The following is a 13,609-nucleotide window of genomic DNA, read 5'->3' on the forward strand; positions in this document are numbered from 1 at the left end:
GCGAATATATGAACAGTTAGTTCAGTTCTTCAACAGGCATCCAATCTACTTCGACGCCGGCTTGCTCAAACATATCTTGGCTAACCTGGATTTTTTCTCCCCAGCGAGACAAGAAATCTTCATCCTGTGCGGGGCAGTGAACGGCCTTGATACCAGTTTGAATGATCTTGGCTGCGCAGTTTGGGCAAGGGAAGTGAGTAACCCAGATTTCACACTCATCAAGATCGCGCTTGGCAAATAGGATAGCGTTCTCTTCCGCATGCAGGGTTTTCAAGTATTTCATATCGCGCTCGTCGGTATCAGCACTGTCGGAAATACCGTGAGGGTAGCCGTTAAAGCCTACTGAAACGATGCGATTCTTTTTGGTAATGACGGCGCCTACTTGCGTTGACGGGTCTTTACTCCAAGAACCCACAAGTTCAGCCATTTGATAAAAACGTTTGGCCCATTTGTTGACCATGCAGTTGTCCTCTTATTCCATAGACTCTACAAGTCTGTATCCATTGATATCTCTAGTCTATTGAGTTTTAAACTCAAAATACAGATCTAAACTTAGCCTCAAAGTGTAAGCTGTTTTTAAGTCAAAAATTTGAATACACTAGCCAATCCCAATAAAGCGCTCATATCTATGTCCATGCAACGTCCTCAATTTATTGAGTTTGCAGAAATGCAGACCAAACCCTACCTGCTATTGATCAGGGGTTTGCCTGGAAGTGGAAAATCCACTTTAGCGCGGGAGTTAGCTAAGCGTTTTTCTCTACAACACCTAGAAGCCGACATGTTCTTTGAAAATGAGCAGGGTGAGTACCAGTTTGAACCAGACAAAATCAAAGATGCGCATTCTTGGTGTCAGAACAAGGCTAGGGAGTCTCTCAAGAATAACCAGTCGGTTGTGGTGTCTAATACCTCGGTAAAGCTATGGGAAATCAAACCCTACAGACAGATGGCGAAGAAGTTAGGGTTGAAGGTGTTTTACCTTGAGTGTGACGGGGCGTTTGATTCCGTGCATGGCGTACCCCGTTCAACCATAGAAAAAATGCGAAATAAATGGCAGCCCATCCCAGATTCTTGGCATCAAGACAATTGCTAACCTTGATATTCACTCCGAGCATGATGACTAGCTAAACCAATCTGTTTCTCTTTTTACCGTTTTGATTAAGCCAACTTGTGAAAATTTATGTATCTTTACAATGAGATAACAAAATATACGCAGGCTTTATAGTGACCTTAAAAGAGAAACTCCTTGAATGGTGGGATAGGTATCTCTCTAAATACACCCTAATATTGGCCAGAACCAACGCCTTACTGTTGATTCTCTGCTACTCCGCTTTCGTTTATTTTGGCTATCGATTGACTGGCGAACATGCACTTACCGATAAACTGGTCGATTTTATCTATTTTCTAGCGGTTACCGGTTCGACCGTTGGCTATGGTGATATGTCACCTAGCACCGCTAGCGGTCGCATGTTTACCGCATTCTTCGTAATTCCATTATCCCTTGGCCTATTTGGTGTCATCATAGGTAAGGTGATCAGTGGGTTCTCTACACTCTGGTTTCGCCAATTCAAAGGAAAACACAACGTGAATCATAGCAATCATATCGTCATCATCGGGTACAACCGCGATCGAACCCCACACCTAGTGCAGATGCTAAAGCGAGAAGAGAAGCAGCGTGAGATCGTTTTGGTGAGTGTGACAGAAAAACAGAACCCCCTCGGTGATGATGTAGAGTTCATCAATGCTCATGGCTTTACTGAAGAAGAAGATTTGAGCCGAGCCGGTATTGAAAAAGCTTCTTGCCTCGTTGTAGATACCGATACCGATGAAATGACCCTAACCATCTCTTTATTCATATCTAGGCTGAACCCAGACGCGCATTTGGTGGCTCACTTTATCGACGATGTGAAATGTAAAATCCTCTCAGACCACTGCCCGAACGCTGAATGCATCTCAAACCTATCAACTGAACTGCTCGCTAAGTCCGTTATCGACTTTGGCAGTAGCTTTGTCCACAGTGAGCTGGTCTCAGCGCACAAGGGCCAAACCCAATACAGTATTACTGTGCCTGAGGGGACCCCGAGTTTTACGCTGGAAAAGGTGTTTCTAGATTTCAAGCAGAACTATGAGGCAACCATTATTGGCAGCCGAAACCGTAGTGGAGAAGTGAACATCAACCAAAAGCTCTCTACACAGATAGAGAGCGGTGAGACACTGTTTTACATAGCCGATGAAAGGGTAGAGTTTGATAATTGGCCCAGCTAAATGTTCTTAATCTTGCAAGCCAAAAACAAAGGGCATTAACTATATAGCTGTAATGCTGAGCGTAGATTTTCTTTTAGCGTTTTTCTGATCCTTTCTGGCTTGATGATTTGCACTATATTGGCATTTTTCATCAGCCACCATTCGAAGCCTAGGCTCTCTCGTACCCTTGCTTTTACTATAGTGTGAGTATCATCTTTAGCGATGATCTCTTGCTCTTCTGACAGCATGGTTTCTTCGATTAGATGCATTCCGTTGTGGTTGTGGATTTTTAGTTCTACCTCAATCCAATCGCCACCGGAGAAGTGGGGTGTATTTGCTTCAATATGGTTCTTGGTGTTGAACTCTTTTACTGGCTTGGTAGAGGTAAAGCTAGGCTTAAGCGCTTTAATACGATGAATTGCAAAGGTGCGATAATTGTCATCGCCTTTAGATGCCACTAAGTAGAAGCTGTTGCCATGGAGCATTAAACCGAGCGGATCCACAACGTACTCCTCAGGCTCTGCATTGCCTCGTTTCTGGTAGGTCATGTTGAGGGTGCGTTTCTCGAGTATGGCGTTCTCGATAACCTCAATATATGCCTCTTCAAACTCTGGGGTCGTTAACTGGAGCTCAATAGGTGCGTAATAAAAGCGCTCTTTCCACAGGGATACACGCTTGTCTTGCTCTGAGTTTGCTGTACTTATCAGATTAGAAACCGTCTTACGCATGTTTGGTGGCAGCATCTTTAGCACTTCATGCTCGATAATTTGCAGAGACAAAACGCTACTCATGGCGGCTGGGTTTATCGGGTGCTGGTGGCCAGAAGCGATGCGTATCTGGTGAGGGCGTTTGGAGGTATCAAGTTCAACAGAATGGTAGTCAGATGCGACCTTGCTGATCACCCGCTGCACTGTTTTGAGCTGGCTTTTTTCATCCAGTTCTGGATTCAGCAGGTCTTTGTTTAGCAGGATTTCGCGCAGTTCACTGCTGGTAATGTGGTCAGGTGCACAAGGAATGTTCTGCAATACCAACTGAAATCGCTCAAAATTCTTCGACATCTCTAAAAACTCCAAACAAGGGACACTTTTTGTCTCTAACTTAGGCATAATATAGAGGTAAGTTGGGTAAAAGGAAAAGTGATGAATACCATTTATGTGGCATTTGGCTTAGCAATCGCATTTTGTTCTGGTTTGAGTTATTGGTTGGCGTATCGCAAGACTGTGCGTTGCGAACTAGAACTTGAGCGTCTGCAAACGGAGAAAGAGAATCTAGCCTCCGCGTTTGAGCAAGCTGAGATAGCCCTAGACGAAGAGCAAAAGCAACACATTGCGCTGCAGATGCGTTTTGCACAAAATCAGACTGAGCTTAATGAAGCAAGAAAGTCAGCTTCTGAGCATAAAGAAAAGTCTAATTCTTTAGAGCTTCGCCTTAATCAACTTCAAGAGTTTCTGCTACAAGCGAAGAGCCGCGAGAGTGCAGCCAATGCCAGCTTGATGTCGAAAAGCGAAGAGTTGTCAGCTGAGCTTGAACGCGTTGAAGGTTTAACGCTAGATCTTAAAAACTGCAATGAGAATCTAGCGCGTTCACAGCACTCTGTAGGCAAACTGCAGACCGAACTAGCAACTAAGCAGCAACACTTCGATGAGCAAATTGCGCTTCTAAGAGAGAGCAAGCAAGAGCTGAGTAAAGAGTTCGAGCGCTTAGCCAGCGAGATCTTGGAGCGTAAAGGCCAGGCCTTTAAACAGATGAATAGCGAGAGCATGCAGAGCATCCTAAACCCGATTCATCAGGAGCTTAAGGGCTTTAAAACCAAAGTCGAAGACATTCATAGCAAGGAATCTGAACAAAGGGTTCAACTGCGTACCGAGCTCCAACACCTGCAAAAGCTTAATCAAGAGATCACTGATCAAGCCTCGAAACTGACTACCGCATTGAAAGGCGAGAAGAAAGTGCAAGGCAACTGGGGTGAGCTGATGCTTGAGAACGTGCTGGATAACTCTGGTTTGCGCTTAGGTATGGACTACAAGCGTGAGGTAAGCATCAACACTGAGGAAGGGCGTTTGCGTCCCGATGCCATCGTTTATCTTCCTCAAAATAAACACCTAGTTATCGATGCCAAGACTTCGCTTAACGCTTACACCCGCTATGTAAACTCGGAAGACTCAGCCGAGCGTGATTATGCTTTGAAGCAACACGCGGATGCGGTGCGCGATCGTATCAACGAGCTTGCAAGCAAGGAATACAGCCGACTGCCAGGTATTAACTCACCTGAGGTCGTCATCATGTTTATTCCGGTTGAATCGGCCTATGTGGAAGCACTGAAATACGACAGCAACTTGTTCCAGTCAGCACTTGAGAAAAACATCTTGGTTGCTACGCCGACTACTTTGCTCACTAGCCTTAATATCGTTAGACAGCTATGGCGCTTTGAAGAGCAGAACAAACATACCCAAGAGCTGGCAAGTCGCGCCGAGAAGTTTTATAGCAAGCTAAACACCTTCCTTGGCGGCATGGAAGGCGTGGGCAAGCAGCTTGATAAGGCCAAAGAAACCTACGACAGAGCATTAGGTCAGCTTTATACAGGTAAAGGGAACCTTATTAAGCAGGCTTCTGAATTCAAAGAGCTAGGCGTTGCGGTAAATCGCGAGCTACCACAAGAGATGGTAGAGAAAGCCAATCTTGAGCTTGAGGTAATTTCTAATCCGGAGATCGAGTCGACACAGCAATCGATCCCACAGGGTATAAACTTATAATTTAGGGAACAGAGGGTAGGATTATGGCATCACGAGGCGTAAACAAAGTTATTTTGCTCGGAAATCTAGGTAACGATCCTGAGCTTCGCCACTTCGCAAACGGCAATGCGGTGGCAAACTTCACAGTGGCAACGTCTGAGGCCTGGCAAGACAAGGCAAGCGGTCAGCAACGAGAGAAAACCGAGTGGCACCGCGTTTCAGTCATGGGACGCCTAGCTGAGGTTGCTGGCAACTATCTAAAGAAAGGCTCTCAGGTCTATATTGAAGGACAATTGCAAACTCGAAAGTGGCAAGACAAAAGCGGTCAAGAGCGCATTACCACAGAGATCGTAGTACAAGGGTTTAACGGCACTATGCAACTTCTTGGTGGGCGTGGCGATGGTGCTCAGCTGGGTGGCTCGCAGTCGGGTGGCACGTATCAAGGCGGTGGCCAGCAACAGTCAGGCGGAAATCAATTTGGTGGTAATCAAAACCAGCAAGGTGGAAGTCAGCCTTATCAACCAAGCCCAGATGATTATGATGATATCCCTTTCTAATCATTAACTTAGATAGCGTTTGTAAAGTTTACAGTGAGTGGCGGTGCAACTTCTGTAAACTTTTACGCTCAAGTTATGACCTTGTGGTTTAAGTGGATCGTTCGTGTTGTCCACAATTTAGCGCGGCCTTGAGCCAATACAGAGAATTATCAAATGGAATTGAAGTGTCACTGTGGCAACATTCGCATAGAAATAAGTTCTATCCCAGAAGAAGTGGGTGAGTGTAACTGTTCGATTTGTCGTCGTTATGCCGCAGCTTGGGCATATTTTTCTCCAGAGCAAGTTCAAATTAACATGAATGAGAAAACAGCTTTCTATTGCTGGGGTGACAAAGAAGTAGAGTTTCATCGTTGCAACTTATGCGGTTGTCTGACCCACTACATAACAACGCAGAAATGCTCTGAAAATATCTTGGCTGTAAATATGAGAATGGCGGAAAGTGAAGTGCTTTGTGGTATTCCAGTTCGTAAGATCAATGGTGCAGCGTACTAATTCATATGACAAACCTAATACATGAGATCACAGCTAAGTAGGGACTAGACGTTATTATGATCAGTTGCAGCCAATACGATTACATTGAGCTTATTTGTTTGTATCGTTATCCCATTAAACTAAAACTCAAGTCCGGTTCTGTCGTCACCGGGAGCGCGTTCGATACAGCAAGAAATCAGCGAGGCGATGAGTCGTTGAAACTAATGACCGATAGCGGTGAAATGTTAGTGGTTTTGGATGATATCTCTACGTTAATTGTGACGGTAGATAATCCTCATGTAGGTTTTGTATCTTTCGAGTAAACACGCAACCTTGACCTGTTCCCTGCGAGACTCTCGGGTCGAGTTGTGTTTGCTCTTTAGGACGAAAGAAACTGTTGTAGCCGAAAATTTATATTAGGTTGTCTGGTTAACCGCGTTTCCATGAGTGATATTTTTCTAACAGTTTCAATACGGTCTGCGGTGCATGGTTACGCTTCCACTCTCCAGCTGCGTACTTGTTACCCTCAGCCCATGTAGGGTAACTGTGTATCGTTCCCAGTATCTTGTTTAGACCTAGATTATGTTTCATAGCAAGCACGAATTCCGCTATTAGGTCGCCCGCCTGTTGGGAGACTATACTAACACCCAAGATTTTATCTTTACCTTTGGGAGTAATGACTTTAATGAACCCTTCAGTAGAGCTATCTGTTATCGCTCTATCAAGTTCTTTAAACTCAAATCGAGTCACTTCGTAATCGAGACCTTTTTCTTGTGCTTCGCGCTCGTTGATACCGACTCGCGCTACCTCTGGCTCAATGAACGTTGTCCATGGGATTACTCTATAATCCACCTTGAACCTCTTAAAATTACCGAATAGAGCGTTCACGGCAGCATACCAGCCTTGATGAGCTGCAACGTGCGTAAATTGGTAAGGGCCAACTATATCGCCAGCCGCATAGATATTTGGATGAATTGTTTCTAAGTATTCGTTAGTAATGATAGTGCGATTGGTTTCAATACCCAGCTCCTCTAGTCCATATCCTTCAAGGCGAGCACTGCGCCCCACAGCACACAATAATTGGTCGTACTCTATCTCAATCTCTTGTTCATGATGCTTCACAATGATGAATTTCTTATCTTCTCTTAGCTCACATCGAAGCGCTTGATGAGAAGTTAAAATATGGACCCCACTATTTTTTAATGCCTGTGTAGCAAATTCTGAAACCTCAACGTCTTCACGTATCATGATCCTTTCGGCCATTTCAATCTGGGTAACGTTAGAGCCTAGTCGTGAAAAAGACTGAGCCAACTCACAGCCTATTGGCCCGCCACCTAGAACCACCAAATTTTTTGGTGCCTCATCAAGTTTTGCGAACTCAAACCAGAGCGTATCACTAGTCACGTAGCCAGACTTTTCGATACCAGGCAATGGGGGCACAAACGGACGTGCTCCGGTGGCAATTACGATACTGCGAGTGGTAAGTTTGCTTGTTGTACCATCTTCATATGCAATTTCGACAGTCCAAGGGTCAAGCAACTTGCCATATCCTTTAAGCACTTCAACACCGAGATTTGTGTAGCGCTCAACACTGTCATGAGGTGCGACCTCAGCAACAACATCATGCACTCTCTGCATCACTTTTTTGAAAGAGAACTGTGGAGTGGAGTCTTCTAAACCATAGTGATGGGCATTCTTTATTGAATTCGCCATATTGGCACTTTTAATTATCGCTTTGCTGGGTACACAGCCATAGTTCAGACAATCACCTCCCATCTCGCCTGCTTCAATCAAGGTTACTTTTGCCTTAACCGCTGCCGCGATATAACTGGTCACAAGACCTCCGGCACCAGCACCAATAACAATCATGTTTCGGTCGAACTTCTTGGGTTTTGTCCAGTTATTGTTTTTCATGTATGCACTGCCATGTGTTTAAAGTGATATTTGTCTACGAGAGACAAACTCCAACCTCTGATTAATCAGCATGGCACGTGTCTGTATTTATTTCATATGGGATAGGGTAGAAAACACTTAACTTGCCTATCAGGTGAGCAAGGTTTTGTTTATTAGGGGAAGGAACCAGACCGCGAAGCTATGAGCTGAACTGGATAGACTCATTTGAAGCCAGTGTATAAGTCGGAAGAAGTTTTGGGAGATGGGTATTACCAGTAGAAACCCTCCTCGAGCTTAGATGTTGAGTGGGGTATGCAGCAATTATACTTAGCCACCAAGAATACTTGCCGGATGGGCTGCGACGGCATGTGAGGTTGCTGGATTTGCTGCGCAAGCACTAAGCAAACCAATCAGCGTAATCACTACTACCGCCCGCACTATTTCGAACCTCTGCTTACTGATGGATTTACATGAGTTGGCGTGCTTTGCTTGTGATTTTTAAAGTGAAACACAGGATGGGTGTCATTCTGAGCATCACGACAATTGCCCGTGTCGCTTGCAAAAGCGCTGAGGCTGGTAAGTACTAGGGCACAAATGATCAGTTTATTCATGGACTATTTTCTTAAATTAGGAAAGCTACCAAGCATAGGTTTTACTCGGCTTGATAGTAGTAGAAGGAAAGTGGGAGATTGACGCCAAAGTCAGTAAGGGAACTCTTGGCGGATGACAAAGGCGTCAAAACTTTTGAACTTTAGAGTGAGCGTTCTCTAATCTTGAAACTAAGAAATTGCTTTCTAGCTAATCTAGATTAATGAGGACGCATATCATGATGCATGAGAGTCCGAGCAAGCAGTAACCAGCACAGAAACTCAGAAGCTCACGATCTCCACTCACGGTATATTCATAATGAAATTCAGAGGCTTGGGCGAACGCAAGTATCATACTTGCGAACGCCATAATTGAACCGAGAATTCGGCCTACCATTCGTATCCTACACCAGCACCTACAGATACGTTTTCTGAACCTGTGTCATAGGCAACGTTAGCGCGAGCCGTGAAGTTTTCAGTGAAGCGCATACCAAGACCACCCGCGATAGCATCAGCACTACCAGAGTGACCAAGAGCCACAGTCGTAGAGATCTTACCAACGTTGTACGGCATAACTAGCGAGCTAGTTGCAATACCTTGCGCCATAGCGCCGTCCATTACTTCTGCTTGATGCTCGAATGCTTTGCGAAGATCTTTAATATCTTGGCTGTTTTGAGCGATATCTTGGCTGTTTTGACCAATCTTGTGATTATTAGATTGAATAGCATTGTGATTCTCAGTGATGGTTTTGCTATTGTGAGCAATCTGGTCTGAATTGTGGTGAATTTGAACGTTATTCGCAGATACAACCTTTTGAGTTTGAACCACTTGCTCACGATTGGCACGAACTTGGCCTTGGGTAGTTGCGATAGCCTTAAAGTTAGTTGCTACTTTTTGGCTGTTCTCATTGGCGGTTGCCATTGCTGTTGAAGCGATATGTGTATTTGTGTCGCGTTGAGTTTTCGCTTTTGTTGCTTCGCCTTGCAATGAACGAACTTGGCCTTGGGTAGTTGCGATAGCCTTAAAGTTAGTTGCTACTTTTTGGCTGTTCTCATTGGCGGTTGCCATTGCTGTTGAGGCGATATGTGTATTTGTGTCGCGTTGAGTTTTCGCTTTTGCTGCTTCGCCTTGCAATGAACGAACTTGGCCTTGGGTAGTTGCGATAGCCTTAAAGTTAGTTGCTACTTTTTGGCTGTTCTCATTGGCGGTTGCCATTGCTGTTGAAGCGATATGTGTATTTGTGTCGCGTTGAGTTTTCGCTTTTGTTGCTTCGCCTTGCAATGAACGAACTTGGCCTTGGGTAGTTGCGATAGCCTTAAAGTTAGTTGCTACTTTTTGGCTGTTCTCATTGGCGGTTGCCATTGCTGTTGAGGCGATATGTGTATTTGTGTCGCGTTGAGTTTTCGCTTTTGCTGCTTCGCCTTGCAATGAACGAACTTGGCCTTGGGTAGTTGCGATAGCCTTAAAGTTAGTTGCTACTTTTTGGCTGTTCTCATTGGCGGTTGCCATTGCTGTTGAAGCGATATGTGTATTTGTGTCGCGTTGAGTTTTCGCTTTTGTTGCTTCGCCTTGCAATGAACGAACTTGGCCTTGGGTAGTTGCGATAGCCTTAAAGTTAGTTGCTACTTTTTGGCTGTTCTCATTGGCGGTTGCCATTGCTGTTGAGGCGATATGTGTATTTGTGTCGCGTTGAGTTTTCGCTTTTGCTGCTTCGCCTTGCAATGAACGAACTTGGCCTTGGGTAGTTGCGATAGCCTTAAAGTTAGTTGCTACTTTTTGGCTGTTCTCATTGGCGGTTGCCATTGCTGTTGAAGCGATATGTGTATTTGTGTCGCGTTGAGTTTTCGCTTTTGTTGCTTCGCCTTGCAATGAACGAACTTGGCCTTGGGTAGTTGCGATAGCCTTAAAGTTAGTTGCTACTTTTTGGCTGTTCTCATTGGCGGTTGCCATTGCTGTTGAGGCGATATGTGTATTTGTGTCGCGTTGAGTTTTCGCTTTTGCTGCTTCGCCTTGCAATGAACGAACTTGGCCTTGGGTAGTTGCGATAGCCTTAAAGTTAGTTGCTACTTTTTGGCTGTTCTCATTGGCGGTTGCCATTGCTGTTGAAGCGATATGTGTATTTGTGTCGCGTTGAGTTTTCGCTTTTGTTGCTTCGCCTTGCAATGAACGAACTTGGCCTTGGGTAGTTGCGATAGCCTTAAAGTTAGTTGCTACTTTTTGGCTGTTCTCATTGGCGGTTGCCATTGCTGTTGAAGCGATATGCGTATTGGTATCGCGTTGAGCTTTCATTTTTGTGGCTTCGCCTTGCAGCGAACGAACTTGGTCTTGAGTAGTCGCGATTGTCTGCTCGTTCGCATCAATGCGATCAGAGTTTTCTTGTATTTTGGCGGTGCTAGCGCCCACGACGCTCTCAACTTGTTTTAGAGTTTGCTGAATTTTAGCGCGCTCACCTTTCTCAGTATTCAATCTAGTTGATACGGCTGAGATTTCATCTGCGTTTGACTTTGTTGACGACTCTGCACGCATGGCGATGGATTTTGCATCATTAGCGGTAACTTGGCTGTCTTGAGCAACAGCAAGAGTTTGAGTGATTGCATTTGAGTTATCTTGAATCTTTGCATGAGCCGCAGTCATTTCTGCATGTTGCTTTGCTCGAACATGAGAGATTAAGTCATCTTGTTTCTTATCAACCTCGGCTTGCGCGTCAGCCTGTGCCATAGACGCGCGAATGTTGTCTAGTTGCGCATTTCCACTTGTGTGCAGATGGCTAACTTTATTTTGGTTGTTGGTAGAGAATGTACCAGCAGTTGCTTGCTTGCCATCCATTGAGAAGATTGCGCGGTTGCCATCTGGTGTCATTACTTTACCAACGCCATTGATGCCATCCAGTTGTGAGATGCTTGAACCATCAACGTGTTGGGGTGTAGTTGCGGCCATTGCCCCAGCAGAAAGCGTAGTAGCAACGGCAGTTGCAATTAGAGTTAGTTTATTCATTGAATTATTTTCCACCAATTCGAACTAGTGTTTTAACCATCGATTCCTGGCTCGAACACATTTAAGTGAATAGAGAGGGAGTAATTCCTTTGCTGAAACTAAACATTCAGCCCGGCTAGCGGTGTACCCCCCTTATTTGGGGCAATTTAAACAGCAATAAGCCTCCGAAAAGATGAACAGTTAGTGCACTGGTTGTCGTGTTTATTTTGTATGAAGGAAAAGATGAACTCTCATAGATTCGATTAGTAGGCGTGTTCTAGGAATAGCTGTAGTCGAGGAATAACTTGTTTTTCAGGCTTGGCGCAAAAGGGCCAACTTTTGTCGCTTCTATACGTTATCTTGTCGCTATCAAAAGTAATGATAAGTAAATATGTGTGAAGAAGATGAAGCGGGTTTGATTGAAAGCATACTGGGGGGATTGTTTATCTTCTTTGGTGTGATGCTCTTCTTCAAGGTGATTGCAATGGCGTTTGCGATTGCTTTTGAGTTGCTGAAGTTGGCATTCAACTGTTGCCTCTATATTTTGAGCTTGGTTTCAAACAAGTTTGATATGGCTAAGGTACGAGCATCGAGTATGGGCAGTTTTGATCAACGTCAGGAGATGGCAGCAGGCCTATCTATTCTTTTGATTGCGGCTCTGATCATCGGCGCGATATTTGCTACCCAAGGAAATTCTAGCGTTCAAGCATCGCCAAAATATCAGACTCGATCTAGCTACATGAATGAACGTCGTGTTGAGGTTACGGCACTTAGATTGAATGCGCGCCTTGAGCCGAATAGCCAGTCTAAAATCCTTTTTCAACTGAATAAAGGAACCCAACTCCCTGTCAAAATGACTCAGGGCAGATGGACACTGATAGAGAAGTCCGGTAAGCGAGCTTGGGTGCATAGTGCGTATTTAAAGACCTTAAAGTAATTATTCGATAAGCGAATAATTCTTAATGATTAAATGTCATTGGATGAAAGTTAGTTGACGGCTTATCTTTACGTTGCTGGCGAGAAGAAAATAGATTTTCAAATGAAACTCGCGAGTAACCTATTGTTTAAAAATAGGAAAAGGACTTTCCGTCTAATCAAATGAGGTCGTATGAAAGCACTAAAACTGACAGCGTTGGCACTGGCTACAGGTTCACTAATGGCATGTTCTGCATTTCAATCTGAGGATACAAAGCAACAAGCAGCTACTCAGCAAACAGAGACACTAGAAGTAACCGAACAGAACTTCACTCATGCGGAAACGGCTCGTAATTTCCGCAACTGGTCAAGCAAGGGTGCAACTCAGCAGTTTGTTAAGATGCAAGGCCTACCACCACGTGGTAAAGCAGCACCAACGGTACAGATGAACGATGACACTCTATACGGTGTTGCTATCGTTAAGTCCGTTAATGGAGAGATCACTTTCTCTATTCCAGAAACCAATAACTATATGGCCGTTCAGGTAGTGACTGAGCGTGGTCATGGTCAGCATTATGTTGTTGAAGACGGCGAGTATAAGCTACCAGTTGAGTCAGAATACGCCTTCCTTATCTATCGTTCAGGCACTGAAAACGGCATCGAGAATGCGGTCGCTCAACTGGATAAAGTTGACGTAAGTGATTTCAATTTTGCGACAGATTATAAGGTGCATCCTTATGATTACGCTGAAGTAGAGCAGTGGGTGAAGAAATACACCACTGAAGTAAACAATATGTCTAAGTTTACTTATACCTTCCCACGCACCTCTGATGCGGTAACGGATCTTCATCAGTGGAACTTGGAAAACGCAGCGGGTTGGGGCGGTGCTAGTCCTGAGGCGTTTGTTGGTAACAAATACTCGAACAGCCCAAAAATGAAAGCTGATGTGTGTTATACCACTACCTTTGCAGACCCTGAGAATAAGTTCTTCACGTCTATCACCGCTTATGATGCAGACAAGTATCTGATGGAGGGCGTGCGCAACATCAACTCTCACACTTGGGAGAAGAATTCGGACGGCACCATTACGGTATCATTTAACTGTGGTGATGATGCGAAGAATAATATCGATACTAAAGGCCAAGATTTCACCTTTACCACTCGTCATTATGGTGTAAATCAAAAGGTGATGGATGCAAGTGAGGACCCAATTATCGCTGGTATCAAGTCTTAATTTAAA

12 protein-coding genes are annotated in these 13,609 nt (G+C 44.6%); 8 read left to right on the forward strand and 4 right to left on the reverse strand.

The window, feature by feature from the left end; genetic code table 11:
* Positions 1-16 precede the first annotated feature (16 nt).
* Positions 17-460, reverse strand: a complete 444-nt coding sequence (locus tag Pcarn_RS06100) for a dCMP deaminase family protein (protein ID WP_261835493.1) — start codon at positions 458-460, stop codon at positions 17-19.
* A gap of 168 nt (positions 461-628) precedes the next feature.
* On the opposite strand from Pcarn_RS06100, the gene Pcarn_RS06105 reads away from it, so the two are divergent.
* Both Pcarn_RS06105 and Pcarn_RS06110 read left to right on the forward strand, forming a co-directional pair.
* Positions 629-1,090 (forward strand): AAA family ATPase, encoded by a 462-nt coding sequence (locus tag Pcarn_RS06105; protein WP_261835494.1) that lies wholly within the window; start codon positions 629-631, stop codon positions 1,088-1,090.
* A gap of 131 nt (positions 1,091-1,221) precedes the next feature.
* Positions 1,222-2,262 carry a potassium channel family protein gene (locus Pcarn_RS06110; protein WP_261835495.1) on the forward strand — a complete coding sequence of 347 codons (1,041 nt, stop codon included), beginning with the start codon at positions 1,222-1,224 and terminating at the stop codon, positions 2,260-2,262.
* A gap of 35 nt (positions 2,263-2,297) precedes the next feature.
* Here Pcarn_RS06110 and Pcarn_RS06115 read toward each other — a convergent pair whose 3' ends face one another.
* Entirely contained in the window at positions 2,298-3,299 is a 1,002-nt protein-coding gene (locus tag Pcarn_RS06115; RefSeq protein WP_261835496.1) for a helix-turn-helix transcriptional regulator, read from the reverse strand.
* A gap of 81 nt (positions 3,300-3,380) precedes the next feature.
* On the opposite strand from Pcarn_RS06115, the gene rmuC reads away from it, so the two are divergent.
* The 4 genes from rmuC (at position 3,381) to Pcarn_RS06135 (ending at position 6,324) form a co-directional block, all read left to right on the forward strand.
* Positions 3,381-4,994 (forward strand): DNA recombination protein RmuC, encoded by a 1,614-nt coding sequence (gene rmuC, locus Pcarn_RS06120; RefSeq protein WP_261835497.1) that lies wholly within the window; start codon positions 3,381-3,383, stop codon positions 4,992-4,994.
* A gap of 23 nt (positions 4,995-5,017) precedes the next feature.
* Positions 5,018-5,530 carry a single-stranded DNA-binding protein gene (gene ssb / locus Pcarn_RS06125; protein WP_261835498.1) on the forward strand — a complete coding sequence of 171 codons (513 nt, stop codon included), beginning with the start codon at positions 5,018-5,020 and terminating at the stop codon, positions 5,528-5,530.
* A gap of 153 nt (positions 5,531-5,683) precedes the next feature.
* Positions 5,684-6,022 (forward strand): GFA family protein, encoded by a 339-nt coding sequence (locus tag Pcarn_RS06130; RefSeq protein ID WP_261835499.1) that lies wholly within the window; start codon positions 5,684-5,686, stop codon positions 6,020-6,022.
* 56 nt (positions 6,023-6,078) lie between these two features.
* Positions 6,079-6,324 (forward strand): Rho-binding antiterminator, encoded by a 246-nt coding sequence (locus Pcarn_RS06135; RefSeq protein WP_261835500.1) that lies wholly within the window; start codon positions 6,079-6,081, stop codon positions 6,322-6,324.
* A gap of 106 nt (positions 6,325-6,430) precedes the next feature.
* Here Pcarn_RS06135 and Pcarn_RS06140 read toward each other — a convergent pair whose 3' ends face one another.
* Both Pcarn_RS06140 and Pcarn_RS06145 read right to left on the reverse strand, forming a co-directional pair.
* Positions 6,431-7,915 (reverse strand): dihydrolipoyl dehydrogenase family protein, encoded by a 1,485-nt coding sequence (locus tag Pcarn_RS06140; protein WP_261835501.1) that lies wholly within the window; start codon positions 7,913-7,915, stop codon positions 6,431-6,433.
* Between the two features lie 956 nt (positions 7,916-8,871).
* Positions 8,872-11,475 carry a YadA-like family protein gene (locus tag Pcarn_RS06145; RefSeq protein WP_261835502.1) on the reverse strand — a complete coding sequence of 868 codons (2,604 nt, stop codon included), beginning with the start codon at positions 11,473-11,475 and terminating at the stop codon, positions 8,872-8,874.
* 370 nt (positions 11,476-11,845) lie between these two features.
* Here Pcarn_RS06145 and Pcarn_RS06150 point away from each other — a divergent pair, with 370 nt between their 5' ends.
* The gene (locus Pcarn_RS06150; RefSeq protein ID WP_261835503.1) at positions 11,846-12,391 is read left to right on the forward strand and encodes an SH3 domain-containing protein; all 546 of its coding nucleotides are present in this window, start codon (positions 11,846-11,848) and stop codon (positions 12,389-12,391) included.
* A gap of 171 nt (positions 12,392-12,562) precedes the next feature.
* Positions 12,563-13,603, forward strand: a complete 1,041-nt coding sequence (locus Pcarn_RS06155; protein WP_261835504.1) for a DUF1214 domain-containing protein — start codon at positions 12,563-12,565, stop codon at positions 13,601-13,603.
* Positions 13,604-13,609: the final 6 nt, after the last annotated feature.

It is taken from the genome of Vibrio ishigakensis, from assembly GCF_024347675.1.
GTDB classification, from domain to species: Bacteria; Pseudomonadota; Gammaproteobacteria; order Enterobacterales; family Vibrionaceae; genus Vibrio; species Vibrio ishigakensis.

Bases quoted from the DNA above. Each gene is read 5' to 3' on its own strand.
- Pcarn_RS06150 (WP_261835503.1), top strand. From the start codon at position 11,846: ATGTGTGAAGAAGATGAAGCGGGTTTGATTGAAAGCATACTGGGGGGA.
- ssb (WP_261835498.1), top strand. From the start codon at position 5,018: ATGGCATCACGAGGCGTAAACAAAGTTATTTTGCTCGGAAATCTAGGT.
- Pcarn_RS06155 (WP_261835504.1), top strand. From the start codon at position 12,563: ATGAAAGCACTAAAACTGACAGCGTTGGCACTGGCTACAGGTTCACTA.
- Pcarn_RS06135 (WP_261835500.1), top strand. From the start codon at position 6,079: ATGATCAGTTGCAGCCAATACGATTACATTGAGCTTATTTGTTTGTAT.
- Pcarn_RS06105 (WP_261835494.1), top strand. From the start codon at position 629: ATGTCCATGCAACGTCCTCAATTTATTGAGTTTGCAGAAATGCAGACC.
- Pcarn_RS06145 (WP_261835502.1), bottom strand. From the start codon at position 11,475: ATGAATAAACTAACTCTAATTGCAACTGCCGTTGCTACTACGCTTTCT.
- rmuC (WP_261835497.1), top strand. From the start codon at position 3,381: ATGAATACCATTTATGTGGCATTTGGCTTAGCAATCGCATTTTGTTCT.
- Pcarn_RS06140 (WP_261835501.1), bottom strand. From the start codon at position 7,915: ATGAAAAACAATAACTGGACAAAACCCAAGAAGTTCGACCGAAACATG.
- Pcarn_RS06100 (WP_261835493.1), bottom strand. From the start codon at position 460: ATGGTCAACAAATGGGCCAAACGTTTTTATCAAATGGCTGAACTTGTG.
- Pcarn_RS06115 (WP_261835496.1), bottom strand. From the start codon at position 3,299: ATGTCGAAGAATTTTGAGCGATTTCAGTTGGTATTGCAGAACATTCCT.
- Pcarn_RS06130 (WP_261835499.1), top strand. From the start codon at position 5,684: ATGGAATTGAAGTGTCACTGTGGCAACATTCGCATAGAAATAAGTTCT.